Here is a 25,629-nt window from a genome sequence, read left to right on the forward strand (position 1 = left end):
GAAAGAGCCCCGCACATGCGGGGCTCTTTTTTGGACAAGTCAACTTACATCTGGCTTTGCAGGTACTTCTCCAGCCCCAGCTTGTCGATTAGCTGCAGCTGAATCTCCAGCCAATAGGCGTGGTCTTCCTCGGTATCCTTGAGCTGTGCCAGGAGGATGTCGCGAGTCTGGTAATCCTGATGCTTCTCGCACAGTTCAATACCCTTGCTCAGGGCCGCGCGCACCTCGTATTCCAGGGCTAGGTCGAGCTTCAGCGCCTCAGGCACGGTCTGGCCGAAGGTGAAGGCGTTGGGCACCATGTCCGGCACACCCTCGAGGAAGATGATGCGCTTGAGCAGCGCATCGGCGTGCTGGGTTTCCTCCTCCATCTCATGGTTGATGCGCTCGTAGAGCTTGCTGAAGCCCCAGTCCTCATACAGCCGCGAATGGATGAAATACTGGTCACGCGCGGCCAGCTCGCCCTTGAGCAGATGCTTGAGATAGTCGACGACTTCGGTATGGCCTTTCATGCCGGGCATTCCTTGTAGCATTCATGAACAGGTGGCAATGCTCCGCCTGCCGCAGGGTTCGGTCAAGCAAAAGCACAACGCCTCAGCGAGGGAGGCGTTGCGGTTTGCTGACGCACCAGCGATGCGTCCGTCAGCCTCAGGCCAGATCGAAACGATCCAGGTTCATCACCTTGGTCCAGGCGGCGACGAAGTCCTTGACCAGCTTCTCCTTGCCGTCGGCACTGGCATACACCTCGGCGTAAGCGCGCAGGATGGAGTTCGAGCCGAACACCAGATCGTTGCGTGTGGCGGTGTACTTCACCTGACCATCCTTGCGCGTACGCCCCTCGAAGACTTCATTACTGTCATCGGTGGCCTTCCACACGGTGCCCATGTCCAGCAGATTAACGAAGAAGTCGTTGGACAGCACGCCGACCTTGTCGGTGAACACTCCATGCTGGCTACCGTCATGGTTGGCGCCTAGTACACGCAGACCACCGACCAGCGCAGTCAACTCCGGCGCGGTCAGGGTGAGCATCTGCGCCTTGTCCACCAGCATCGTTTCGGTAGGTACACCCAGGTTGCCTTTGCTGTAGTTGCGGAAACCATCGGCAGCCGGCTCCAGCACATCGAAGGACTCGACATCGGTCTGATCCTGACGCGCATCGACACGGCCAGCAGCGAACGGCACATCCACCGCCACACCAGCCGCCTTGGCCGCCAACTCGACGCCGACATTGCCGGCCAGCACGATCACATCGGCCAGCGACGCCTTGCCCGAAGCCTGCTGGATATCGACCAGCTTCGGCAGCACCGTCATAGCACGCCGGTTGACCGCCCAATCCTTCTGCGGTGCCAATGCCAGACGCGCACCGTTGGCGCCGCCGCGCTTGTCGCCGCCGCGGAAGGTCGAAGCCGAGGCCCAGGCCACGGACACCAGATCACCAACCGACAGACCGGACGCCGCAATCTTCGCCTTCAGGTCAGCGATGTCGGCAGCAGTCGGGTTGTGGGTGGCAGCCGGCAGCGGGTCTTGCCAGATCAGGTCCTCTTTCGGCACTTCCGGGCCCAGGTAGCGAGCTTTCGGCCCCATGTCACGGTGAGTCAGCTTGTACCAGGCACGCGCGAACGCATCGGCGAAGGCCTGCGGATCTTCGTAGAAGCGCTTGGAGATCTTGCCGAACTCGGGGTCGAAGCGAAGAGTCAGGTCGGTGGTGAGCATGGTCGGCTTATGGAACTTGCCCGGCACATGGGCGTCCGGGATGATCTCCGGCGCGTCCTTGGCCACCCACTGCTTGGCACCGGCAGGCGACTTGGTCAGCTCCCACTCGAACTTGAACAGGTTCTCGAAGAAGTTGTTGCTCCACAGCGCCGGCGTCTTTGTCCAGGTGACTTCCAGGCCGCTGGAAACGGTGTCCTTGCCGAAACCGCTGCCGAAGTTGCTGGCCCAGCCCAGGCCCTGAGCTTCGATCGGTGCAGCTTCCGGTTCCGGCCCCTTGTGTGACTCAGGCGCCGCACCGTGACATTTGCCAAAGGTATGGCCGCCAGCGATCAACGCGACGATCTCCTCGTCATCCATCGCCATGCGGTAGAAGGTGGCGCGGATGTCCTTGGCCGCGGCAAGGTAATCGCCACTGGCGTTCGGGCCCTCCGGGTTCACGTAGATCAGGCCCATGTGGGTAGCGCCGAAGGGAGCGGTTAGCTCACGCTCATTGTTGACGCGCTTGGGGTCGACGCCCAGCCAGGCAACCTCGGCGCCCCAGTTGACGTCCTGATCCGGTTCCCAGACGTCCTCACGACCGGCTCCGAAGCCGAAGGTGCGAAAGCCCATGGACTCCAGCGCAACGTTGCCGGCGAGGATGTACAGGTCCGCCCAGGAAATGGACTGGCCATACTTCTGCTTGATCGGCCACAGCAGGCGGCGCGATTTGTCGATGTTGACGTTGTCCGGCCAGGAGTTCAGCGGAGCGAAACGCTGCTGGCCACGACCACCACCGCCGCGACCGTCGGTAGTGCGGTAGGTGCCGGCTGAGTGCCAGGCCATGCGGATGAACTGTGGGCCGTAGTGACCGAAATCGGCGGGCCACCAGTCCTGACTATCGGTCATCAACCGAACCAGGTCGGCCTTGAGGGCCTTGTAATCGAGTTTCTTGAAGGCTTCGGCGTAGTTGAACTGCTCGCCCAGGGGGTTGGATCGGTCGGAATGCTGATTCAGCAGGTCCACACGCAGCTGGTTCGGCCACCAATCCTTGTTGGTCGTACCGCCACCCGCAACGTGGTTGAACGGACATTTACCTTGGTTCGACATGCTTCTCTCCTTCTCCTCATCGGGTCAGTCGCAGCCTGTGCGACCAACGATGGAACAAGCCTAGACTCGCTTCGCTTGGCGAACCAATTCATCGAGCGTAACGGCTCGATAGTTAATTTCTTTCGTGAGCCCAAACCGCATGCCGAGGCCAGATTCTGCCGATATACGCGCCGGCCCCGGCACCCGAATCGGTAAATTTCAGGCAACAAAAAACCGGGCACTAGGCCCGGTTTCTTGTACAACCAGCAATTTACTCGGCAGCTTCTACCGAACCGCCGACCGGACGGTCGACCAGTTCAACGTAAGCCATCGGAGCGTTGTCGCCAGCGCGGAAGCCGCACTTGAGGATGCGCAGGTAGCCGCCGTTACGGGTGGCGTAGCGCTTGCCCAGATCGTTGAACAGTTTGCCAACGATGGCTTTCGAACGGGTACGGTCGAAGGCCAGACGACGGTTAGCAACGCTGTCTTCCTTGGCCAGGGTGATCAGCGGCTCGGCAACGCGACGCAGTTCCTTGGCTTTCGGCAGGGTAGTTTTGATCAGCTCGTGCTCGAACAGCGAGACCGCCATGTTCTGGAACATGGCCTTGCGGTGAGCGCTGGTGCGGCTGAGGTGACGGCCACTTTTACGATGACGCATGGTTCAATTCCTTACCAAACTTGTTCGTTCGGTGATGATGACGATCAGGCAGTGGCCTTATCGTCTTTCTTCAGACTTGCCGGCGGCCAGTTGTCGAGGCGCATACCGAGGGACAGACCGCGAGAAGCCAGAACATCCTTGATTTCGGTCAGGGATTTCTTGCCCAAGTTCGGGGTTTTGAGCAGCTCTACTTCGGTGCGCTGAATCAGGTCACCAATGTAGTAGATGTTCTCTGCCTTGAGGCAGTTGGCCGAACGTACGGTCAGTTCCAGGTCATCGACAGGACGCAGCAGGATCGGATCGATCTCGTCTTCCTGCTCGACCACCACCGGCTCGCTGTCACCTTTGAGATCGACGAACGCGGCCAACTGCTGTTGCAGGATGGTCGCAGCACGACGGATGGCCTCTTCAGGGTCCAGGGTACCGTTGGTTTCCAGGTCGATAACCAGTTTGTCCAGGTTGGTGCGCTGCTCGACACGGGCGTTTTCCACCACGTAAGCAACCCGACGCACAGGGCTGAACGAAGCATCCAGCTGCAAGCGACCAATGCTGCGGCTTTCATCTTCGTCGCTCTGACGAGCGTCGGCCGGCTCATAGCCGCGACCACGAGCTACGGTGAGCTTCATGTTCAGCGAGCCATTGGCGGCCAGGTTGGCGATGACGTGGTCGCCATTGACGATTTCGACATCGTGATCCAGCTGAATATCGGCAGCGGTAACGACGCCCGGGCCCTTCTTAGCCAGAGTCAGGGTCACTTCGTCACGGCCGTGCAGCTTGATAGCCAGACCTTTCAGGTTGAGCAGGATCTCGATGACATCTTCCTGCACACCTTCGATCGCGGAGTACTCGTGGAGTACACCGTCGATCTCGGCCTCGACTACTGCACAGCCAGGCATGGAGGACAACAGGATGCGACGCAGCGCGTTGCCCAGGGTATGGCCGAAACCACGCTCGAGAGGCTCGAGGGTGATCTTGGCGCGGGTCGGACTGACCTCCTGCACATCGATGTGACGGGGGGTCAGGAACTCATTTACCGAAATCTGCATGGATGCACCTATTTTCTAGCCCTTACTTGGAGTAGAGCTCGACAATCAGGCTCTCGTTGATGTCAGCGGACAGATCGCTACGAGCCGGTACGTTCTTGAACACACCAGACTTCTTCTCAGCGTCTACTTCTACCCACTCAACACGGCCGCGCTGGGCGCAGAGCTCGAGAGCCTGAGCGATGCGCAGCTGGTTCTTCGATTTCTCGCGAACAGCAACGACGTCGCCAGCTTTAACCTGGTAGGACGGTACGTTTACGGTCTGACCGTTGACGCTGATTGCTTTGTGCGAAACCAGCTGACGGGATTCGGCGCGGGTAGCACCATAGCCCATACGGTAAACCACGTTATCCAGACGGCACTCCAGCAGTTGCAGCAGGTTTTCGCCGGTGGCGCCCTTCTGGCTGGCAGCTTGCTTGTAGTAACCGCTGAACTGACGCTCCAGAACGCCGTAGATACGACGGACTTTCTGCTTCTCACGCAGCTGGGTGCCGTAGTCGGATTGACGACCGCGACGCTGACCGTGAATACCGGGAGCTGCTTCAATGTTGCACTTAGATTCAAGCGCGCGAACACCGCTCTTCAGAAAGAGGTCGGTGCCTTCACGGCGAGACAGTTTGCACTTGGGACCAATGTAACGAGCCATTTCTCACTGTCTCCTGTTTACACGCGACGCTTCTTCGGCGGACGGCACCCGTTGTGCGGGATAGGCGTCACGTCGGTGATGCTGGCGATTTTGTAGCCGCAGGCGTTCAGAGCACGCACAGCGGATTCGCGACCTGGACCCGGGCCCTTGACGTTGACGTCGAGGTTCTTCAGGCCATATTCCAGAGCAGCCTGACCAGCGCGCTCGGCGGCGATCTGGGCAGCGAACGGAGTGGACTTACGCGAGCCGCGGAAACCCGAACCACCGGAGGTAGCCCAGGACAGGGCGTTACCCTGACGGTCGGTAATGGTCACGATGGTGTTGTTGAAAGACGCGTGGATGTGGGCGATGCCATCAACCACCGTCTTTTTGACTTTTTTACGAGTACGAGCAGCAGGTTTTGCCATGACTAAATTCCTGTCGATTCGCGAATGCGATTACTTGCGGATCGGCTTACGCGGGCCCTTACGGGTGCGAGCGTTGGTCTTGGTGCGCTGACCGCGAACCGGCAGACCTTTACGATGACGCAGGCCGCGGTAGCAACCCAGATCCATCAAGCGCTTGATCTTCATATTCACTTCACGACGCAGGTCGCCTTCGGTATTCACCTTGGCTACTTCGCCACGCAGCTGTTCGATCTGCTCGTCAGTCAGATCCTTGATTTTCGCAGCCGGGTTTACACCGGTAGCGGCACAGATTTTCTGTGCAGTGGTGCGACCAACACCGTAGATGTAGGTCAGCGAGATAACAGTGTGCTTGTTATCCGGAATGTTAACGCCTGCAATACGGGCCATTCAGTGGAACTCCAATTGACAGCTACCTACGCCCCGGAAGCCAAGAAATAGGGCGCGAGATATTAACGCTGTAAAAACAAATAATCAACCCGGCAGCGCACTAGCTGCCGGGCTTATCACGCGTGGTTCACACTCAGCCTTGGCGCTGCTTGTGACGCGGCTCTGCGCTGCAGATCACCCGCACGACACCTTCGCGACGGATAATTTTGCAGTTACGGCACAGCTTTTTCACCGATGCACGAACTTTCATTACCAACTCCTCGAACCTTACGGGTGGATCAGCGGAGCATGCCGCTGCCATAGCCCTTCAGGTTGGCTTTCTTCATCAGGGAATCGTACTGGTGAGACACGAGGTGAGATTGCACTTGGGACATGAAGTCCATCACAACCACGACCACGATCAGCAACGAGGTCCCGCCAAGGTAGAACGGAACGTTGGCAGCCACCTGCAGAAACTGCGGGAGGAGGCAAACGGCCGTCATGTACAGAGCACCGAACAGGGTCAAGCGGGTCAGAACGCCATCGATATAGCGTGCGGACTGCTCACCGGGACGGATACCCGGAATAAAGGCACCGGACTTCTTCAGGTTTTCCGCTACGTCTTTCGGGTTGAACATCAGCGCCGTGTAGAAGAAGCAGAAGAAGATAATCCCTGCACTAAACAGCAGAATGTTCAACGGCTGACCAGGAGCGATAGCCTGCGAGATGTCCTGCAGCCAGCCCAGACCCTCGGACTGACCAAACCAGGTTCCCAGCGAAGCCGGGAACAACAGCAGACTGCTGGCGAAAATGGCCGGGATCACGCCCGCCATGTTCACCTTCAGCGGCAGGTGGCTGGTCTGCGCAGCGAAGACCTTGCGGCCCTGCTGACGCTTGGCGTAGTGCACCGCAATACGGCGCTGGCCACGCTCGATGAACACCACGAAACCGATGATCGCTACTGCCAGCAAGCCGATGGCGATCAGGGCGAAAATGTTGATATCGCCCTGGCGAGCAGACTCGAAAGACTGCCCGATCGCCGACGGCAAACCGGCCACGATGCCTGCAAAAATCAGCATCGAAATACCGTTGCCGACACCGCGCTCGGTGATCTGCTCGCCCAACCACATCATGAACATCGCGCCCGCCACGAAAGTGGTGATCGCCACGAAGTGGAAGCCGAAATCAACCGAAAACGCAACGCCCTGGCTCGCCAGACCAACGGACATGCCGATGGCCTGAACGAATGCCAGGACGAGAGTGCCGTAGCGGGTGTACTGGCTGATCTTGCGACGGCCAGCTTCACCTTCCTTCTTCAACTGCTCCAGCTGCGGGCTGACGGCGGTCATCAGCTGCATGATGATCGATGCCGAGATGTACGGCATGATCCCCAGCGCAAAGATGCTCATCCGCTCCAGCGCGCCGCCGGAAAACATGTTGAACAAGCTAAGAATGGTCCCCTCATTCTGCCGGAACAGATCCGCCAGTCGGTCTGGGTTGATGCCAGGAACCGGGATGTGCGCACCTATCCGGTAGACGATGATCGCCAGGAACAGGAAACGCAGACGAGCCCAGAGTTCGGACAACCCGCCACCTGCCAGCGCTGAGAGAGCACCTTGCTTAGCCATTTAGTCCTCGAACTTACCGCCAGCTGCTTCGATAGCCGCACGCGCACCCTTGGTGGCGGCGATACCTTTCAGGGTGACCGCACGGGTAACCTCACCGGACAGCATGACTTTGACGCGCTGTACGTGTTGGCCAACCAGATTGGCATCCTTCAGAGCCTGCAGAGTTACAACGCCCTCTACCTTGTTCAGCTCGGAGGTACGCACTTCAGCGCGATCCATAGCCTTCAGGGAGACGAAGCCGAACTTCGGCAGACGGCGGTGCAGCGGCTGCTGACCACCCTCGAAGCCCGGAGCGATGGAACCACCGGAGCGGGAGGTCTGACCTTTGTGACCACGGCCACCAGTCTTACCCAGACCGCTACCGATACCACGGCCCGGACGGTGCTTTTCGCGACGGGCACCCGGCGCGGAACGCAGATCGTTCAGTTGCATGATTAACCCTCCACCTTCAGCAGGTAGTAAGCCTTGTTGATCATGCCGCGGTTTTCCGGAGTATCCAGAACCTCTACGGTGTGACCGATGCGACGCAGGCCCAGGCCCTTGACGCAAGCTTTGTGATTGGCCAGGCGGCCATTGGTGCTCTTGATCAGAGTCACTTTGACGGTGTTAGCCATGGTTAGAGAATCTCCTCGACGCTCTTGCCACGCTTGGCCGCAACGGATTCCGGAGACTGCATGGTCTTCAGACCGTTGAAAGTGGCATGAACCACGTTCACCGGATTGGTCGAGCCGTAGCACTTGGCCAGAACGTTCTGTACACCAGCTACTTCCAGTACGGCACGCATGGCGCCGCCGGCGATGATACCGGTACCTTCCGAAGCCGGCTGCATGTACACCTTGGAGGCGCCATGAGCGGACTTGATCGGGTACTGCAGAGTGGTGCCGTTCAGATCCACCTGGATCATGTTGCGACGAGCAGCTTCCATCGCTTTCTGGATGGCAGCCGGTACTTCGCGGGACTTGCCACGGCCGAAACCGACGCGACCCTTGCCATCACCTACCACGGTCAGCGCGGTGAAGGTGAAGATACGGCCACCCTTTACGGTTTTGGCAACGCGGTTAACCTGAACCAGCTTCTCGATGTAGCCTTCGTCGCGCTTTTGGTCGTTATTTGCCATAACTTAGAACTCCAGCCCGCCTTCACGAGCAGCATCAGCCAGCGCCTTGACGCGGCCGTGGTACTTGAAGCCAGAACGGTCGAATGCCACCTGGGTCACACCAGCGGCTTTCGCACGCTCGGCAACCAGCGCACCAACTTTCTTGGCCGCGTCGACGTTGCCGGTGGCGCCATCACGCAGTGCTTTGTCCAAGGTAGAGGCGCTGGCCAGAACCTTGCTGCCGTCGGCCGAGATGACCTGGGCATAGATGTGCTGCGAAGAGCGATACACGCACAGACGCACGGCTTCGAGCTCGTGCATTTTCAGGCGTGCTTTGCGAGCGCGACGCAGACGAGTAAGTTTTTTGTCGGTCATTTCTCAGCCCCTTACTTCTTCTTGGCTTCTTTACGACGGACAACTTCATCCGCGTAACGAACGCCTTTGCCCTTGTAAGGCTCAGGACGACGGAAGTCACGGATCTCCGCAGCCACCTGACCCACCAGTTGCTTGTCGATACCCTTGATCAGGATCTCGGTCTGGTTGGGGGTTTCGGCCACGACGCCAGCTGGCAGTTCGTAGTCGATCGGGTGAGAGAAGCCCAGCGCAAGGTTCAGCACCTGGCCCTTGGCCTGGGCCTTGTAGCCTACGCCGACCAGCTGCAGCTTACGCTCGAAGCCTTGGCTGACACCGATAACCATGTTGTTAACCAGAGCGCGAGTAGTACCGGCCATGGCGCGGTTCTGCTGGTCGCCATTACGAGCGGCGAAACGCAGTTCGCTGCCTTCCTGGATAACTTCTACGGACGAGTGAACGTTCAGTTCCAGGGTGCCCTTGGCGCCCTTGACCGAAAGCTGCTGACCGGCGAGCTTGATCTCGACACCGGCAGGCAGCACAACGGGGTTCTTAGCAACGCGAGACATGCTTATCCCCCCTTAGAACACGGTGCAGAGCACTTCGCCGCCGACACCGGCAGCGCGCGCAGCGCGATCCGTCATCACACCTTTGTTGGTGGAGACGATGGAAACACCGAGACCGCCGCGTACCTTCGGCAGGTCATCGACGGATTTGTATTGACGAAGGCCAGGACGGCTCACGCGCTTGACTTCCTCGATGACCGGACGGCCTTCGAAGTACTTCAGCTCGATGGACAGTTGTGGCTTGGCTTCGCCATTGACTTCATAACCCGCAATGTAACCTTCGTCTTTGAGAACTTTGGCTACAGCCACCTTCAGAGTGGAAGAAGGCATGCTTACGACGGACTTTTCAGCCATCTGGGCATTACGGATACGAGTTAGCATGTCCGCTAACGGGTCCTGCATACTCATGGGCTAGACGCTCCTGATACAAAAAGAACAGCCCGAGGGCTGTGGGATCATCCAAAAGCTCGGCATGGAAATACCAGGCTCAGGAGAGCCGGACATTCTAGAGACCGATCAAAAATGAAGCAAGCCCCAAAAGGGGCTTGTTCACATAAAGACAAAGCCGGCTCAAGGCCGGCTTTGTCTTTTATTGCTGCTTACCAGCTGGCTTTCACCAGGCCCGGTACGTCACCGCGCATGGCGGCTTCGCGCAGCTTGTTACGCGACAGACCGAACTTGCGGTAAACACCGTGCGGACGGCCGGTGATGCGGCAGCGGTTACGCAGGCGCGAGGCGCTGGCGTCACGCGGCTGCTTCTGCAGAGCGACCTGGGCTTCCCAACGGGCTTCCGGACTGGTGTTCGGATTAGCGATGGTGGCTTTCAGCTCGGCACGCTTCTTGGCGTACTTGGCAACCGTTTGCTGACGCTTCAGCTCGCGGTTCTTCATGCTTGTCTTGGCCATTGTCCAGGACTCCGATCAGTTGCGGAACGGGAAGTTGAAAGCACGCAGCAGAGCGCGGCCTTCATCATCGTTACGGGCAGTGGTAGTCAGGGTGATATCCAGACCACGCAGCGCATCGATTTTGTCGTAATCGATTTCCGGGAAGATGATCTGCTCTTTCACGCCCATGCTGTAGTTGCCACGGCCATCGAAGGACTTGGCATTCAGGCCGCGGAAGTCACGCACGCGCGGCAGGGAGATGGACAGCAGACGATCCAGGAACTCGTACATACGCTCGCGACGCAGAGTGACCTTGACGCCAATCGGCCAACCTTCACGAACCTTGAAACCTGCGATCGACTTGCGGGCATGAGTCACAACGACTTTCTGACCGGTGATCTTCTCGAGGTCGGCAACGGCGTTCTCGATGACTTTCTTGTCACCGATCGCTTCGCCCAGGCCCATGTTCAGGGTGATCTTGGTGATGCGCGGAACTTCCATCACGTTCGCCAGCTTCAGTTCTTCCTTCAGCTTGGGCGCGATTTCCTTCCGGTAAATCTCTTTCAGTCGTGCCATGGTATTTACCTACGGATTCTCAAGCGCCAACCGGCTTCTGGGTGGACTTGAAGACACGAATTTTCTTGCCGTCTTCGACTTTGAAACCAACACGGTCAGCCTTGTTGGTTTCGCTGTTGAAGATGGCAACGTTGGAAGCGTGCAGTGGCGCTTCTTTCTCGACGATACCGCCTTGAACGCCCGACATTGGGTTCGGCTTGGTATGACGCTTCACCAGGTTGATGCCACCGACGACCAGACGGTCGTCAGCGAGAACCTTGAGCACCTTACCGCGCTTACCTTTGTCTTTGCCGGCGATCACGATGATCTCGTCGTCACGACGAATCTTTTGCATGTCGGATCTCCTTAAAGCACTTCAGGGGCGAGCGAGACGATCTTCATGAACTTCTCGGAACGCAGTTCACGGGTCACTGGCCCGAAGATACGGGTACCGATCGGCTCTTGCTTGTTGTTCAGCAGAACAGCAGCGTTGCCGTCGAAGCGGATGATCGAACCGTCGGCACGGCGAACGCCGTGACGGGTACGAACGACCACTGCGGTCATGACCTGACCTTTCTTCACTTTGCCGCGCGGAATTGCTTCCTTGACGGTGACCTTGATGATGTCGCCGATGCCGGCGTAGCGACGATGCGAGCCGCCCAGCACCTTGATGCACATAACGCGACGTGCACCACTGTTGTCAGCCACATCGAGCATGGATTGAGTCTGAATCATAAAATTTCTCCGACCCCTAGCCCTTAGACGTCAACGGCGCGTTCAACGACTTCAACCAGAGCCCAGGACTTGGTCTTGGACTGCGGACGGGTTTCGCGAATGGAAACCTTGTCGCCGATCTTGCACTGGTTGCTTTCGTCGTGAGCGTGCAGTTTGGTCGAACGCTTGACGTATTTACCGTAGATCGGGTGCTTAACGCGACGCTCGATCAGAACGGTGATGGTCTTGTCCATCTTGTCGCTGACAACACGGCCGGTCAGCGTACGGACTGTTTTTTCAACTTCGGCCATGATCACTTACCTGCCTGCTGGCTGAGGACAGTCTTGACGCGAGCGATGTCGCGCTTCACTTGCGAGAGCAGGTGAGACTGCCCCAGCTGGCCAGTCGCCTTCTGCATACGCAGATTGAACTGGTCGCGCAGCAGCTCGAGCAGTTGCTCGTTCAGCTGTTGAGCGCTTTTTTCACGAAGTTCGGTCGCTTTCATCACATCACCGTCCGCTTAACAAAGGTGGTGGCGAGCGGCAGCTTTGCAGCAGCCAGGGCGAATGCCTCGCGCGCCAGCTCTTCGGATACGCCTTCGATCTCGTACAGGACCTTGCCTGGCTGGATCTGGGCTACCCAGTATTCAACGCCACCCTTACCTTTACCCATACGCACTTCGAGAGGCTTCTTGGTAACCGGCTTGTCCGGGAAGACGCGGATCCAGATCTTGCCGCCACGCTTAACGTGACGGGTCAGAGCACGACGAGCGGACTCGATCTGACGAGCGGTGAGACGACCGCGGGCGACAGACTTCAGCGCGAATTCGCCGAAGCTGACCTTGCTACCGCGCTGAGCCAGACCACGGTTGTGGCCGGTCATCTGCTTGCGGAACTTCGTACGCTTTGGTTGCAACATGATGCGTACTCCTTATTTCTTAGCAGCTTTACGAGGAGCGGGCGCTTGCGGCTTCAGCTCTTCAGTGCGGCCACCAATGACCTCACCCTTGAAGATCCAAACCTTGACGCCGATCACACCGTAAGTGGTGTGCGCTTCGTAGGTGGCGTAATCGATATCGGCGCGCAGGGTGTGCAGGGGCACACGACCTTCGCGATACCATTCGGTACGGGCAATTTCAGCGCCGCCAAGACGACCGCTCACCTGGATCTTGATGCCCTTGGCACCAATGCGCATGGCGTTCTGTACAGCGCGCTTCATGGCGCGACGGAACATAACGCGACGCTCCAGCTGCTGAGCTACGCTCTGCGCAACCAGCATACCGTCGAGCTCCGGCTTGCGGATCTCTTCGATGTTGATGTGCACCGGCACACCCATTTGCTTGGTCAGGTCCTGACGCAGCTTCTCAACATCTTCACCTTTCTTGCCGATCACGATGCCGGGACGAGCGGTGTGGATGGTGATGCGTGCGGTTTGAGCCGGACGAGCGATGTCGATACGGCTAACGGACGCGCTTTTTAGTTTGTCTTGCAGGTATGCACGAACCTTCAGGTCGGCGTTCAGGTAGTCGGCGTAATTGCGACCATCTGCGTACCAGACCGAAGTGTGATCCTTGACGATTCCCAGGCGGATGCCAACGGGATGTACTTTCTGACCCATCTGATCGACTCCGTTACTTGTCCGCAACCTTGACAGTGATATGGCAAGACCGCTTGACGATGCGATCAGCACGGCCTTTGGCACGCGGCATGATGCGCTTAAGCGAACGCCCTTCGTTGACGAAAACGGTGCTGACCTTCAGGTCATCAACGTCTGCGCCTTCGTTGTGCTCGGCGTTGGCAACGGCCGACTCCAGCACTTTCTTCATGATCTCGGCGGCTTTCTTGCTGCTGAAAGCCAGCAGGTTGAGCGCTTCGCCCACCTTCTTCCCGCGGATCTGGTCGGCGACCAGGCGAGCTTTCTGGGCGGAGATGCGAGCGCCCGACAACTTAGCGGCTACTTCCATTTCCAAACCCCTTAACGCTTGCCTTTCTTGTCGGCAACGTGACCACGATAGGTACGAGTACCGGCAAATTCGCCCAGTTTGTGGCCGACCATGTCTTCGTTCACGAGGACCGGGACATGCTGACGACCGTTATGCACAGCGATGGTCAGACCGACCATCTGCGGCAGGATCATGGAACGACGCGACCAGGTTTTAACCGGCTTGCGATCATTCTTTTCCACCGCCGCTTCGACCTTCTTCAGTAGGTGAAGATCGATAAAAGGACCTTTTTTCAGAGAACGTGGCACTGTCGTATCCCTCTATTTACTTGCGACGACGGACGATCATGTTGTCGGTGCGCTTGTTAGCACGGGTCTTCGCGCCCTTGGTCGGGAAGCCCCATGGCGACACCGGATGACGACCACCGGAGGTACGACCTTCACCACCACCGTGCGGGTGATCAACCGGGTTCATGGCAACACCACGAACGGTCGGACGAACGCCACGCCAGCGCTTGGCACCAGCCTTACCCAGCGAACGCAGGCTATGCTCGGAGTTCGAGACTTCGCCCAGGGTCGCACGGCACTCAGCCAGGACTTTGCGCATTTCGCCGGAGCGCAGACGCAGAGTCACATAGGCACCTTCACGCGCGATCAGCTGAGCCGAAGCACCAGCGGAACGAGCGATCTGCGCACCTTTGCCCGGCTTCAGCTCGATACCGTGAACGGTCGAACCTACCGGAATGTTGCGCAGCTGCAGGCTGTTGCCCGGTTTGATCGGCGCCATGTTGCCGGCTACCAGCTGATCGCCAGCTACAACGCCTTTCGGGGCGATGATGTAGCGACGCTCACCGTCGGCATACTTCAGCAGAGCGATGTGAGCAGTACGGTTCGGATCGTATTCCACGCGCTCGACGGTGGCAGGGATGCCATCCTTGTCGTTGCGACGGAAGTCGACCAGACGGTAATGCTGCTTGTGGCCACCACCGATATGACGGGTGGTGATACGGCCGTTGTTGTTACGACCACCGGACTTCGACTTCTTCTCGAGCAGCGGAGCGTACGGAGCGCCTTTGTGCAGCTCCTGATTGACCACCTTGACCACAAAACGGCGGCCAGCGGAAGTCGGTTTGCATTTAACGATTGCCATGATGCACCCCTTCCTTACTCAGCACTGCTGGTGAAATCGAGATCTTGGCCCGGCTGAAGGGAGATAACCGCCTTCTTCCAGTCGTTACGCTTGCCCAGACCGCGAGCGGTGCGCTTGCTCTTGCCCAGAACGTTCTGGGTAGTCACGCGCTCAACCTTCACGTTGAACAGGCTTTCGACGGCCTTCTTGATTTCCAGCTTGGTCGCATCGGTAGCGACTTTGAAAACGAACTGACCTTGCTTGTCAGCCAGAACCGTGGCCTTCTCGGAGATGTGCGGGCCAAGCAGCACTTTGAATACGCGTTCCTGGTTCATCCCAGCAGCTCCTCGAATTTCTTCACGGCCGAAACAGTGACCAGCACTTTTTCGTACGCGATCAGGCTGACCGGATCGGAACCCTGAACGTCACGTACGTCGACGTGCGGCAGGTTGCGGGCAGCCAGGTACAGGTTCTGATCAACGGCGTCGGAAACGATCAGCACGTCGTTCAGGCCCAGGCCATTGAGTTTGGCCAGCAGGGTCTTGGTCTTCGGCGCATCAACGGCGAAGTCTTCGACTACGACCAGACGGTCGGTACGAACCAGCTCAGCAAGGATGGAGCGCAGAGCAGCGCGGTACATCTTCTTGTTCAGCTTTTGGTCGTGGTTACGGGTGGACGCTGCGAAGGTCACACCACCGCCACGCCAGATCGGACCACGAGTGGTACCAGCACGAGCACGACCGGTGCCCTTCTGACGCCACGGGCGCTTGCCGCCACCGGAAACGTCGGAACGGGACTTCTGGCCTTTGGTGCCCTGACGACCGCCAGCCATGTAGGCTACGACTGCTTGGTGAACCAGGGTCTCGTTGAACTCGCCACCGAAGGTCGCATCGGACACTTCGATCGCCTGAGCGCCATTTACATTCAATTGCATCTCAGATTCTCCCCTTACGCCTTGACAGCCGGACGAACGATAACGTCGCCGCCAGTAGCGCCCGGAACGGCACCCTTGACCAGCAGCAGGTTACGCTCGGCGTCTACGCGAACGACTTCCAGGGACTGTACGGTCACGCGCTCAGCGCCCATATGACCGGACATCTTTTTGCCCTTGAATACACGACCCGGGGTCTGGCACTGGCCGATGGAACCCGGTACACGGTGAGAAACGGAGTTACCGTGAGTGTTGTCCTGGCCGCGGAAGTTCCAACGCTTGATGGTACCGGCGAAGCCTTTACCTTTGGACTGACCGGTGACATCCACCAGCTGACCAGCTTGGAAAATTTCAGCGTTGATCAGATCGCCGGCCTGGTAGTCGCCCTCTTCAAGACGGAATTCCAGAACGGTACGACCTGCCGCGACGTTCGCCTTGGCGAAGTGACCGGCCTGAGCCTTGCTGACGCGCGAGGCGCGACGCTCGCCGACAGTGACCTGCACTGCGCGGTAGCCATCGGACTCCTCGTTTTTGAACTGGGTGACGCGATTCGGCTCGATCTCAATGACCGTGACCGGAATGGAGACACCTTCTTCGGTGAAAATGCGGGTCATGCCGCACTTACGACCGACTACACCAATAGTCATGTTGTAAACCTCATGAGTGTACGGGGCTTTCACCCGCTATGGCCGCCCATTTCAGAGCGTTACACGACTAAAACCGCCAGGTTTTAGCCGAGGCTGATCTGCACTTCCACGCCTGCCGCAAGGTCGAGCTTCATCAGCGCATCAACGGTTTTATCCGTCGGCTGGACGATGTCCAGAACACGCTTATGAGTGCGGATTTCGTACTGATCGCGCGCGTCTTTGTTGACGTGCGGAGAAATCAGAACGGTGTACCGCTCCTTACGAGTAGGCAGAGGAATCGGACCACGCACCTGAGCACCAGTACGTTTCGCGGTTTCCACGATTTCCTGGGTAGATTGATCGATCAGGCGATGGTCAAAAGCCTTCAACCGAATACGGATTTGTTGGTTTTGCATTTTGACCTCAGATTCCAAGCTGCTAATCCCCACAGACGGACTACGCCCGCTCAAGGGAGGCGCAATTGTACGGATGCCCCCTGGGGGTGTCAACTTTTAACCAGTTCAAAAGAAAAGGGCCCCGAAGGGCCCTTTTCTCTCAAGCGGATCGTCGATTACTCGATGATCTTGGCAACCACGCCGGCGCCAACGGTACGACCACCTTCGCGAATTGCGAAGCGCAGGCCGTCTTCCATGGCGATCGGCTTGATCAGGGTGACAACCATTTTGATGTTGTCGCCCGGCATTACCATCTCAACGCCTTCCGGCAGTTCGCACGAACCGGTCACGTCAGTGGTACGGAAGTAGAACTGCGGACGGTAGCCCTTGAAGAACGGGGTGTGACGACCACCTTCTTCTTTGGACAGAACGTACACTTCAGCTTCGAACTTGGTGTGCGGCTTGATGGTGCCCGGCTTGGCCAGAACCTGACCACGCTCGACTTCATCACGCTTGGTGCCGCGCAGCAGCACGCCGCAGTTCTCACCAGCACGACCTTCGTCCAGCAGCTTGCGGAACATCTCAACGCCGGTGCAGGTGGTTTTGGTGGTCGGACGCAGACCAACGATTTCGATTTCTTCCTGGATCTTGACGATACCGCGCTCTACACGACCGGTCACAACAGTACCGCGGCCGGAGATCGAGAACACGTCTTCGATCGGCATCAGGAACGGACGATCGATGGCACGAACCGGCTCAGGAATGTAGCTATCCAGAGTCTCAACCAGCTTCTTAACGGCAGTAGTGCCCAGCTCGTTGGCATCTTCACCGTTCAGAGCCATCAGCGCGGAGCCGATGATGATCGGAGTGTCGTCACCCGGGAAATCGTAGGTGCTCAGCAGGTCGCGAACTTCCATCTCGACCAGCTCCAGCAGCTCGGCGTCGTCAACCATGTCAGCCTTGTTCAGGAAGACAACGATGTACGGAACGCCAACCTGACGGGACAGCAGGATGTGCTCACGGGTTTGCGGCATGGGGCCGTCGGCAGCCGAGCAGACCAGGATCGCACCGTCCATCTGGGCAGCACCGGTGATCATGTTCTTCACGTAGTCAGCGTGGCCCGGGCAGTCAACGTGCGCGTAGTGACGAATATTGGAGTCGTACTCTACGTGCGCGGTGTTGATGGTGATACCACGAGCTTTTTCTTCCGGAGCGCTGTCGATCTTGTCGAAGTCAACCTTGGCCGAACCGAAAACCTCGGAGCAGACGCGGGTCAGAGCAGCGGTCAGAGTGGTCTTACCGTGGTCAACGTGACCGATGGTGCCGACGTTGACGTGCGGTTTGTTACGTTCGAATTTTTCCTTAGCCACGACAGTAAACCTCTTACTTAAAGGGCGGGATTAGCCTTGTTTTTTAACCAGAGCTTCGACGATGTTCGACGGAGCTTCTGCGTACTTGGAGAATTCCATGGAGTAGCTGGCGCGACCCTGGGACATGGAACGAACGTCGGTAGCGTAACCAAACATCTCGCCCAGCGGAACTTCGGCACGGATTACCTTACCGGATACCGAATCTTCCATACCCTGGATCAGACCACGACGACGGTTCAGGTCACCCATCACGTCACCCATGTAGTCCTCAGGAGTTACCACTTCCACCTTCATGATCGGCTCGAGCACCTTGCCGCCGCCCTTTTGGGCCAGCTGCTTGGTCGCCATGGAGGCAGCGATCTTGAACGCCATCTCGTTGGAGTCGACGTCGTGGTAGGAACCATCGAACACGGTCGCCTTCAGGCCGATCAGCGGATAGCCGGCAACGACGCCGTTCTTCATCTGCTCTTCGATACCCTTCTGGATCGCCGGGATGTATTCCTTCGGAACCACACCGCCCACGACTTCGTTGGCGAACACCAGACCTTCGGTAATGTTGCCCTTGTCGTCCACGTCCGGAGTCGAGAAGCGAATCCAGCAGTGACCGAACTGACCGCGACCACCGGACTGACGAACGAACTTGCCTTCGATCTCGACATTGTCCTTGGTGATGGTTTCACGGTAGGAAACCTGCGGCTTACCGATGTTGGCCTCAACGTTGAACTCGCGCTTCATGCGGTCAACGAGAATGTCCAGGTGCAGCTCACCCATACCGGAGATGATGGTCTGACCAGTCTCTTCGTCGGTCTTGACGCGGAACGACGGGTCTTCCTGAGCCAGCTTGCCCAGCGCGATACCCATCTTCTCCTGGTCAGCCTTGGTCTTCGGCTCTACAGCTACCGAGATGACCGGCTCCGGGAAGTCCATACGCTCGAGGATGATCGGCTTGTCCGGATCGCACAGGGTTTCACCAGTGGTGACGTCCTTCATGCCGATCAGAGCAGCGATGTCGCCAGCGCGTACTTCTTTGATCTCTTCACGCTGGTTGGCGTGCATCTGCACCATACGACCAACGCGCTCTTTCTTGCCCTTCACGGAGTTGATGACCGATTGGCCAGACTCCAGAACGCCCGAATAGACACGAACGAAAGTCAGCGTACCGACGAACGGGTCGGTAGCGATCTTGAACGCCAGAGCCGAGAACGGCTCGCTGTCGTCAGCGTGACGCTCGTCTTTCGGCGCTTCGTCACCCTGCTCAATGTGATCCGGATGGATACCCTGAATGGCAGGGATCTCGGTCGGAGCAGGCAGGAAGTCGATGACGGCATCGAGAACCAGGGGAACACCCTTGTTCTTGAACGAGGAGCCGCAGACAGCAGGAACGATCTCGCTTGCCAGAGTACGGGCACGCAGACCAGCCTTGATGTCTTCGACGGACAGATCACCTTCTTCAAGGTACTTGTTCATCAGCTCTTCGTTGGCTTCGGCAGCAGCTTCGACCATGTTCGAGCGCCACTCGTTGGCCAGGTCCACCAGCTCGGCAGGAATCTCTTCCTCACGATAGGTAGTGCCCTTGTCGTCATCGTTCCAGTAGATGGCCTTCATCTTGATCAGGTCGACCTGACCAGCGAAGTTCTCTTCCGAACCGATGGCGATCTGAATTGGAACCGGGGTGTGACCCAGACGATTCTTGATCTGACCGACGACGCGCAGGAAGTTGGCACCAGCGCGGTCCATCTTGTTCACGTAGACGATACGCGGAACACCGTATTTGTTGGCCTGACGCCATACGGTTTCGGACTGCGGCTCAACGCCCGAGGTACCGCAGAACACAACGACAGCGCCGTCGAGTACGCGCAGCGAGCGCTCTACTTCGATGGTGAAGTCAACGTGACCGGGGGTATCGATGACGTTTACGCGGTAGTTGTCGTACTGACCAACCGAACCCTTCCAAAACGTGGTGATGGCAGCAGAAGTAATGGTAATACCACGCTCCTGCTCCTGAACCATCCAGTCGGTGGTCGCGGCGCCATCATGCACCTCGCCCATCTTGTGGCTCAGGCCTGTGTAGAACAGGATCCGCTCGGTAGTGGTAGTCTTGCCCGCGTCAACGTGGGCACAGATACCGATGTTACGGTAGCGGTTAATTGCTGTATTACGAGCCATAAAGCCCTCGCAAGGTTAGTGGAGCCGGAATTAGAAGCGGTAGTGCGAGAAAGCCTTGTTGGCTTCAGCCATACGGTGCACGTCTTCACGCTTCTTGACAGCAGCGCCTTTGCCTTCAGCAGCATCCAGCAACTCACCAGCCAGACGCAGAGCCATGGACTTCTCGCCGCGCTTGCGGGCGTAGTCTACGAGCCAGCGCATTGCCAGAGCGTTACGACGGGACGGACGAACTTCGACCGGAACCTGGTAGGTAGCACCGCCGACACGGCGGGACTTGACTTCGACCAGCGGAGCGATGGCGTCGAGAGCTTTCTCGAAGATCTCCAGGGGATCGCTATTCTTGCGTGCTTTGACAGTGTCCAGAGCACCGTAAACGATGCGCTCGGCCACGGCCTTCTTGCCGCTTTCCATCACGTGGTTCATGAATTTGGCGAGGATCTGGCTTCCGTATTTCGGATCGTCCAGGATCTCACGCTTGGCTGCTACACGACGTCTTGGCATTGATAAGCCCTCAAACGGTCTTCAGGTTAGCTCGGGACCAACGGCGAATGCCGCGCCCGACCTTACTCTTATCGACTCAACTAAATAAAAAGGATCAAGCGGCCTTATTTCGGACGCTTGGTACCGTACTTGGAACGACCCTGCTTACGGTCTTTAACGCCGGAGGTATCCAGCGAACCACGCACGGTGTGGTAGCGCACACCCGGAAGGTCTTTTACACGACCGCCACGGATCAGCACGACGCTGTGCTCTTGCAGGTTGTGGCCTTCACCACCGATGTACGAAGACACTTCGTAGCCGTTGGTCAGACGCACGCGGCACACTTTACGCAGTGCCGAGTTAGGTTTTTTCGGCGTGGTGGTGTACACGCGGGTGCACACGCCACGACGCTGCGGGCAGTTCTGCAGCGCAGGCACGTCGGATTTCTCGACGATACGCTTACGCGGCTGACGTACCAGCTGGTTGATAGTTGCCATCTACTAGCTCCACTGTTGTCTTTCGACGCTCACAAATAAAGATGGCAGAGCCAATCGCCCTGCCAAATTTAGGGGTGCATGAGTCTAAAGAGACTCAAGCCCCCAGTCAAGGCAAAGCCCCGCTAGCGAACTAGCGAGGCTTCGACTCAATTTCCGCTGGAGTTCAGCGCTTCGGTCAGTGCGGCTTCCACCTCACTGGCGCTGACGCGTACCGGCTTGTCGGCATCACGCTTGCGCTTGCGCTCGCTGTGATAGGCCAGACCGGTACCGGCCGGGATCAGGCGACCCACGACCACGTTCTCTTTCAGACCACGCAGGTAGTCGCGCTTGCCAGTAACCGCTGCCTCGGTGAGGACGCGAGTGGTTTCCTGGAAGGACGCTGCGGAGATGAACGACTCGGTGGACAGCGACGCCTTGGTGATACCCAGCAGTACACGGGTGTACTTGGCGACGAACTTGTCCTCTTCGGCCAGACGCTCGTTCTCGCCCAGAACCTGGGTGAGCTCCATCTGGTCGCCCTTGATGAAGGAAGAGTCGCCGGACTCGGTGACTTCGACCTTACGCAGCATCTGACGCAGGATGGTCTCGATGTGCTTGTCGTTGATCTTCACGCCCTGCAGACGGTAAACGTCCTGGATCTCGTTGACGATGTACTTGGCCAGCGCGCTGACGCCCAGCAGACGCAGGATGTCGTGCGGATCGCTCGGACCGTCGGAGATGACCTCGCCGCGGTTCACTTGTTCGCCTTCGAAGACGTTCAGGTGACGCCACTTCGGAATCAGCTCCTCGTACGGATCGCTGCCATCGGTCGGGGTGATGACCAGACGGCGCTTGCCCTTGGTCTCTTTACCGAACGAGATGGTGCCGCTGATCTCCGCCAGGATCGAAGCTTCCTTCGGACGACGGGCTTCGAACAGGTCGGCAACGCGCGGCAGACCACCGGTGATGTCGCGGGTCTTCGAGGTTTCCTGCGGGATACGGGCGATAACGTCACCGACCGCGATCTGCGCACCGTCCGCCACGCCGACCAGGGCGTTGGCAGGCAGGAAGTACTGGGCGGGAACGTCGGTACCCGGCAGCAGCAGTTCCTTGCCGTTGGCGTCGACCATCTTGATGGCCGGACGAATGTCCTTGCCAGCAGCCGGACGATCTTTCGGATCGAGAACCTCGATGTTGGTCAGACCGGTCAGTTCGTCGGTCTGGCGCTTGATGGTGATGCCCTCCTCCATGCCGACGAAGGTCACGATACCCTTCATTTCGGTCACGATCGGGTGGGTGTGCGGGTCCCACTTGGCGACGATGGCGCCAGCGTCGACCTTGTCACCTTCCTTCACGGAAATCACGGCACCGTACGGCAGCTTGTAGCGCTCGCGCTCACGACCGAACTCGTCAGCAACGGCCAGCTCACCGGAACGGGAAACCGCTACCAGGTTGCCGTCGACACGCTCGACGTACTTCAGGTTGTGCAGACGGATCGCACCACCGTTCTTCACCTGGACGCTGTCGGCAGCCGAAGTCCGGCTTGCGGCACCACCGATGTGGAAGGTACGCATGGTCAGCTGGGTACCCGGCTCACCGATGGACTGGGCAGCGATAACGCCGACGGCCTCACCGATGTTGACGCGGTGACCACGAGCCAGGTCGCGACCGTAGCACTTGGCGCAGATGCCGTAACGGGTTTCGCAGGTGATCGGCGAACGCACGACCACTTCGTCGACGCTGTTCAGCTCGATGAACTCGACCCACTGCTCGTCGATCAGGGTACCGGCCGGAACGATGACGTCCTCGGTGCCCGGCTTGAACACGTCCTTGGCGATGACACGACCGAGTACGCGCTCACCCAGCGGCTCGACCACGTCGCCGCCTTCGATGTGCGGGGTCATCAACAGGCCCTGCTCGGTGCCGCAGTCGATCTCGGTCACTACCAGGTCCTGGGCCACGTCGACCAGACGACGGGTCAGGTAACCGGAGTTCGCGGTCTTCAGTGCGGTATCCGCCAGACCTTTACGAGCACCGTGGGTGGAGATGAAGTACTGCAGAACCGACAGGCCTTCACGGAAGTTCGCGGTGATCGGCGTCTCGATGATGGAACCGTCCGGCTTGGCCATCAGACCACGCATACCGGCCAGCTGACGGATCTGGGCGGCGCTACCACGCGCACCGGAGTCCGCCATCATGTACATGGAGTTGAAGGACTCCTGCTCGACGGTCTTGCCTTCGCGATCGACAACCGGCTCTTTCGAGAGGTTGGCCATCATTGCCTTGGAAACTTCATCGTTGGCCTTCGACCAAAGGTCGATCACCTTGTTGTACTTCTCGCCCTGAGTAACCAGGCCGGAGGCGTACTGCGATTCGATTTCCTTCACTTCCTCGGTGGCGGCGTCAATGATGCGCGCCTTCTCATCCGGGATGACGAAGTCGTTCACACCGATCGACACACCGGAGATGGTCGAGTAGGCGAAACCGGTGTACATCAGCTGGTCAGCGAAGATGACGGTGTCCTTCAGACCCACGGTGCGGTAGCACTGGTTGATCAGCTTGGAGATCGCCTTCTTCTTCATCGGCTGGTTGACCACGTCGTAGGACAGGCCGGCCGGCACGATCTGGAACAGCAGCGCACGGCCGACGGTGGTGTCGACAATGCGGGTGTTCTTGGTGATCGAACCATCTTTCTCTTTGATGGTTTCGTTGATACGCACTTTCACGCGGGCGTGCAGGGACGCTTCGCCGGCGCGGAACACGCGGTCGACTTCCTGCAGGTCGGCGAAGACGCGACCTTCACCCTTGGCGTTCACCGCTTCACGGGTCATGTAGTACAGACCCAGTACCACGTCCTGCGACGGCACGATGATCGGCTCGCCGTTGGCGGGCGAAAGAATGTTGTTGGTCGACATCATCAGCGCGCGCGCTTCGAGCTGGGCTTCCAGCGTCAGCGGCACGTGAACGGCCATCTGGTCACCGTCGAAGTCGGCGTTGTACGCGGCGCAGACCAGCGGGTGCAGCTGGATGGCTTTACCTTCGATCAGCACCGGCTCGAACGCCTGGATACCCAGACGGTGCAGGGTCGGTGCACGGTTGAGCAGGACGGGGTGTTCGCGAATCACTTCGGCGAGAACGTCCCACACCTCCGGCAGCTCGCGCTCGACCATCTTCTTGGCGGCCTTGATGGTGGTCGCCAGACCACGCATTTCCAGCTTGCCGAAAATGAACGGTTTGAACAGCTCCAGAGCCATCTTCTTCGGCAGACCGCACTGGTGCAGGCGCAGGGTCGGGCCCACGGTGATCACGGAACGACCGGAGTAGTCCACGCGCTTACCGAGCAGGTTCTGACGGAAGCGACCTTGCTTACCTTTGATCATGTCAGCCAGCGACTTCAGCGGACGCTTGTTCGAGCCAGTGATGGCGCGACCGCGACGGCCGTTGTCGAGCAGGGCGTCGACCGCTTCCTGCAGCATGCGCTTTTCGTTGCGCACGATGATGTCTGGCGCCGACAGATCGAGCAGGCGCTTCAGACGGTTGTTACGGTTGATCACGCGGCGATACAGATCGTTCAGATCCGAAGTCGCGAAGCGGCCGCCATCCAGCGGTACCAGCGGACGCAGGTCCGGCGGCAGAACCGGCAGAACGGTCAGCACCATCCACTCAGGCAGGTTGCCGGAGTCCTTGAAGGCTTCCATCAGCTTCAGGCGCTTGGACAGCTTCTTGATCTTAGTCTCGGAGTTGGTCTGCGGAATCTCTTCACGCAGGCGGCCGATCTCGTGATCCAGGTCGATGGCGTGCAGCAGCTCGCGTACGGCCTCGGCACCCATGCGCGCGTCAAAGTCGTCACCGAACTCTTCGAGGGCTTCGAAGTACTGCTCGTCGTTCAGCAGCTGGCCCTTCTCCAGGGTGGTCATGCCCGGATCGATCACCACGTAGCTCTCGAAATAGAGCACGCGTTCGATGTCACGCAGGGTCATGTCCATCAGCAGGCCGATACGGGACGGCAGCGACTTGAGGAACCAGATGTGGGCGACCGGCGAGGCCAGTTCGATGTGCGCCATGCGCTCACGACGAACCTTGGCCAGGGCCACTTCAACGCCGCACTTCTCGCAGATCACACCGCGGTGCTTGAGGCGCTTGTACTTGCCGCACAGGCACTCGTAGTCCTTGACCGGGCCAAAGATCTTGGCGCAGAACAGGCCGTCGCGCTCAGGCTTGAAGGTACGGTAGTTGATGGTTTCCGGTTTTTTAACTTCACCGAACGACCACGAACGGATCATCTCAGGCGAGGCCAACCCGATACGGATGGCGTCGAACTCTTCGATCTGACCCTGGTTTTTCAGCAAATTCAGTAGGTCTTTCAAGGCCTTTCCTCCTGGCGGAGCGGGCAGCGAGCTGGACTAGCCCCGCTGCCGATTCACGT

General features: G+C 58.6%; 35 protein-coding genes. All 35 read right to left on the reverse strand.

Annotated features, from left to right (window positions below):
• Positions 1-44: 44 nt before the first annotated feature.
• Positions 45-509, reverse strand: coding sequence for a bacterioferritin (gene bfr / locus EL191_RS20530; RefSeq protein ID WP_024309652.1), 465 nt, complete (start codon positions 507-509; stop codon positions 45-47).
• Positions 510-645: 136 nt separating this feature from the next.
• On the reverse strand, positions 646-2,796 hold the full coding sequence (katG, locus tag EL191_RS20535; protein ID WP_041980437.1) for a catalase/peroxidase HPI: 2,151 nt from the start codon (positions 2,794-2,796) through the stop codon (positions 646-648).
• A 250-nt stretch (positions 2,797-3,046) separates the two neighbouring features.
• Positions 3,047-3,433, reverse strand: a complete 387-nt coding sequence (gene rplQ, locus EL191_RS20540) for a 50S ribosomal protein L17 (RefSeq protein WP_003243945.1) — start codon at positions 3,431-3,433, stop codon at positions 3,047-3,049.
• Positions 3,434-3,477: 44 nt separating this feature from the next.
• Entirely contained in the window at positions 3,478-4,479 is a 1,002-nt protein-coding gene (locus tag EL191_RS20545; RefSeq protein ID WP_003243938.1) for a DNA-directed RNA polymerase subunit alpha, read from the reverse strand.
• 22 nt (positions 4,480-4,501) lie between these two features.
• A complete protein-coding gene (gene rpsD, locus EL191_RS20550; protein ID WP_013717339.1) occupies positions 4,502-5,122 on the reverse strand; it encodes a 30S ribosomal protein S4 in 621 nt (206 codons plus the stop codon).
• Positions 5,123-5,139: 17 nt separating this feature from the next.
• Positions 5,140-5,529, reverse strand: a complete 390-nt coding sequence (gene rpsK, locus EL191_RS20555) for a 30S ribosomal protein S11 (RefSeq protein WP_003243933.1) — start codon at positions 5,527-5,529, stop codon at positions 5,140-5,142.
• A 30-nt stretch (positions 5,530-5,559) separates the two neighbouring features.
• A complete protein-coding gene (rpsM, locus tag EL191_RS20560) occupies positions 5,560-5,916 on the reverse strand; it encodes a 30S ribosomal protein S13 (RefSeq protein ID WP_012019780.1) in 357 nt (118 codons plus the stop codon).
• Between the two features lie 133 nt (positions 5,917-6,049).
• Positions 6,050-6,166 (reverse strand): 50S ribosomal protein L36, encoded by a 117-nt coding sequence (gene rpmJ / locus EL191_RS20565; protein ID WP_002555468.1) that lies wholly within the window; start codon positions 6,164-6,166, stop codon positions 6,050-6,052.
• A 28-nt stretch (positions 6,167-6,194) separates the two neighbouring features.
• Positions 6,195-7,523 (reverse strand): preprotein translocase subunit SecY, encoded by a 1,329-nt coding sequence (gene secY, locus EL191_RS20570; RefSeq protein WP_013717340.1) that lies wholly within the window; start codon positions 7,521-7,523, stop codon positions 6,195-6,197.
• Entirely contained in the window at positions 7,524-7,955 is a 432-nt protein-coding gene (rplO, locus tag EL191_RS20575; RefSeq protein ID WP_013717341.1) for a 50S ribosomal protein L15, read from the reverse strand.
• Positions 7,956-7,957: 2 nt separating this feature from the next.
• Positions 7,958-8,137, reverse strand: a complete 180-nt coding sequence (gene rpmD, locus EL191_RS20580) for a 50S ribosomal protein L30 (RefSeq protein WP_003243922.1) — start codon at positions 8,135-8,137, stop codon at positions 7,958-7,960.
• A gap of 2 nt (positions 8,138-8,139) precedes the next feature.
• A complete protein-coding gene (gene rpsE, locus EL191_RS20585) occupies positions 8,140-8,640 on the reverse strand; it encodes a 30S ribosomal protein S5 (RefSeq protein WP_013717342.1) in 501 nt (166 codons plus the stop codon).
• Positions 8,641-8,643: 3 nt separating this feature from the next.
• Positions 8,644-8,994 (reverse strand): 50S ribosomal protein L18, encoded by a 351-nt coding sequence (gene rplR / locus EL191_RS20590; protein ID WP_013717343.1) that lies wholly within the window; start codon positions 8,992-8,994, stop codon positions 8,644-8,646.
• 11 nt (positions 8,995-9,005) lie between these two features.
• Positions 9,006-9,539, reverse strand: a complete 534-nt coding sequence (gene rplF, locus EL191_RS20595; RefSeq protein ID WP_003463285.1) for a 50S ribosomal protein L6 — start codon at positions 9,537-9,539, stop codon at positions 9,006-9,008.
• A gap of 12 nt (positions 9,540-9,551) precedes the next feature.
• The gene (rpsH, locus tag EL191_RS20600) at positions 9,552-9,944 is read right to left on the reverse strand and encodes a 30S ribosomal protein S8 (RefSeq protein WP_003243915.1); all 393 of its coding nucleotides are present in this window, start codon (positions 9,942-9,944) and stop codon (positions 9,552-9,554) included.
• A 191-nt stretch (positions 9,945-10,135) separates the two neighbouring features.
• A complete protein-coding gene (rpsN, locus tag EL191_RS20605) occupies positions 10,136-10,441 on the reverse strand; it encodes a 30S ribosomal protein S14 (RefSeq protein WP_003463288.1) in 306 nt (101 codons plus the stop codon).
• A gap of 15 nt (positions 10,442-10,456) precedes the next feature.
• Entirely contained in the window at positions 10,457-10,996 is a 540-nt protein-coding gene (gene rplE / locus EL191_RS20610) for a 50S ribosomal protein L5 (RefSeq protein WP_003243911.1), read from the reverse strand.
• A gap of 19 nt (positions 10,997-11,015) precedes the next feature.
• Positions 11,016-11,330: a 50S ribosomal protein L24 gene (gene rplX, locus EL191_RS20615; protein ID WP_003463290.1), complete on the reverse strand. Its 315-nt coding sequence runs from the start codon at positions 11,328-11,330 to the stop codon at positions 11,016-11,018.
• A gap of 11 nt (positions 11,331-11,341) precedes the next feature.
• Positions 11,342-11,710 carry a 50S ribosomal protein L14 gene (gene rplN, locus EL191_RS20620; protein WP_003243907.1) on the reverse strand — a complete coding sequence of 123 codons (369 nt, stop codon included), beginning with the start codon at positions 11,708-11,710 and terminating at the stop codon, positions 11,342-11,344.
• A gap of 23 nt (positions 11,711-11,733) precedes the next feature.
• Positions 11,734-12,000: a 30S ribosomal protein S17 gene (rpsQ, locus tag EL191_RS20625; RefSeq protein ID WP_013717345.1), complete on the reverse strand. Its 267-nt coding sequence runs from the start codon at positions 11,998-12,000 to the stop codon at positions 11,734-11,736.
• A gap of 2 nt (positions 12,001-12,002) precedes the next feature.
• Positions 12,003-12,194, reverse strand: a complete 192-nt coding sequence (rpmC, locus tag EL191_RS20630; RefSeq protein WP_003243902.1) for a 50S ribosomal protein L29 — start codon at positions 12,192-12,194, stop codon at positions 12,003-12,005.
• Positions 12,194-12,607: a 50S ribosomal protein L16 gene (gene rplP, locus EL191_RS20635; protein WP_003243901.1), complete on the reverse strand. Its 414-nt coding sequence runs from the start codon at positions 12,605-12,607 to the stop codon at positions 12,194-12,196. Before rplP ends, rpmC begins: the two co-directional genes overlap by 1 nt.
• 12 nt (positions 12,608-12,619) lie before the next feature.
• Positions 12,620-13,306, reverse strand: a complete 687-nt coding sequence (gene rpsC, locus EL191_RS20640; protein ID WP_003243898.1) for a 30S ribosomal protein S3 — start codon at positions 13,304-13,306, stop codon at positions 12,620-12,622.
• A gap of 13 nt (positions 13,307-13,319) precedes the next feature.
• Positions 13,320-13,652, reverse strand: a complete 333-nt coding sequence (gene rplV / locus EL191_RS20645) for a 50S ribosomal protein L22 (protein ID WP_003103908.1) — start codon at positions 13,650-13,652, stop codon at positions 13,320-13,322.
• Positions 13,653-13,663: 11 nt separating this feature from the next.
• The gene (gene rpsS, locus EL191_RS20650; RefSeq protein WP_003243896.1) at positions 13,664-13,939 is read right to left on the reverse strand and encodes a 30S ribosomal protein S19; all 276 of its coding nucleotides are present in this window, start codon (positions 13,937-13,939) and stop codon (positions 13,664-13,666) included.
• Positions 13,940-13,955: 16 nt separating this feature from the next.
• Complete coding sequence (rplB, locus tag EL191_RS20655; RefSeq protein ID WP_003243893.1) at positions 13,956-14,780, reverse strand: 50S ribosomal protein L2; 825 nt, start codon at positions 14,778-14,780, stop codon at positions 13,956-13,958.
• A 14-nt stretch (positions 14,781-14,794) separates the two neighbouring features.
• Positions 14,795-15,094 (reverse strand): 50S ribosomal protein L23, encoded by a 300-nt coding sequence (gene rplW, locus EL191_RS20660; RefSeq protein WP_003243891.1) that lies wholly within the window; start codon positions 15,092-15,094, stop codon positions 14,795-14,797.
• Positions 15,091-15,693 carry a 50S ribosomal protein L4 gene (gene rplD, locus EL191_RS20665; protein ID WP_013717346.1) on the reverse strand — a complete coding sequence of 201 codons (603 nt, stop codon included), beginning with the start codon at positions 15,691-15,693 and terminating at the stop codon, positions 15,091-15,093. The genes rplW and rplD overlap by 4 nt, the downstream gene beginning before the upstream one ends.
• A gap of 14 nt (positions 15,694-15,707) precedes the next feature.
• Positions 15,708-16,337 carry a 50S ribosomal protein L3 gene (rplC, locus tag EL191_RS20670; protein ID WP_013717347.1) on the reverse strand — a complete coding sequence of 210 codons (630 nt, stop codon included), beginning with the start codon at positions 16,335-16,337 and terminating at the stop codon, positions 15,708-15,710.
• 83 nt (positions 16,338-16,420) lie between these two features.
• Positions 16,421-16,732: a 30S ribosomal protein S10 gene (gene rpsJ, locus EL191_RS20675; RefSeq protein WP_003243886.1), complete on the reverse strand. Its 312-nt coding sequence runs from the start codon at positions 16,730-16,732 to the stop codon at positions 16,421-16,423.
• Between the two features lie 155 nt (positions 16,733-16,887).
• Positions 16,888-18,081 carry an elongation factor Tu gene (gene tuf / locus EL191_RS20680; protein ID WP_013717348.1) on the reverse strand — a complete coding sequence of 398 codons (1,194 nt, stop codon included), beginning with the start codon at positions 18,079-18,081 and terminating at the stop codon, positions 16,888-16,890.
• Between the two features lie 30 nt (positions 18,082-18,111).
• A complete protein-coding gene (fusA, locus tag EL191_RS20685; protein ID WP_041981070.1) occupies positions 18,112-20,247 on the reverse strand; it encodes an elongation factor G in 2,136 nt (711 codons plus the stop codon).
• Between the two features lie 30 nt (positions 20,248-20,277).
• Positions 20,278-20,748, reverse strand: coding sequence for a 30S ribosomal protein S7 (gene rpsG, locus EL191_RS20690; RefSeq protein WP_003246741.1), 471 nt, complete (start codon positions 20,746-20,748; stop codon positions 20,278-20,280).
• Between the two features lie 104 nt (positions 20,749-20,852).
• Positions 20,853-21,224 (reverse strand): 30S ribosomal protein S12, encoded by a 372-nt coding sequence (rpsL, locus tag EL191_RS20695; protein WP_004373429.1) that lies wholly within the window; start codon positions 21,222-21,224, stop codon positions 20,853-20,855.
• A gap of 146 nt (positions 21,225-21,370) precedes the next feature.
• Positions 21,371-25,570 carry a DNA-directed RNA polymerase subunit beta' gene (gene rpoC / locus EL191_RS20700; protein ID WP_013717350.1) on the reverse strand — a complete coding sequence of 1,400 codons (4,200 nt, stop codon included), beginning with the start codon at positions 25,568-25,570 and terminating at the stop codon, positions 21,371-21,373.
• Between the last annotated feature and the right edge of the window lie 59 nt (positions 25,571-25,629).

Source organism: Pseudomonas mendocina, assembly GCF_900636545.1.
Taxonomy (GTDB): domain Bacteria; phylum Pseudomonadota; class Gammaproteobacteria; order Pseudomonadales; family Pseudomonadaceae; genus Aquipseudomonas; species Aquipseudomonas mendocina.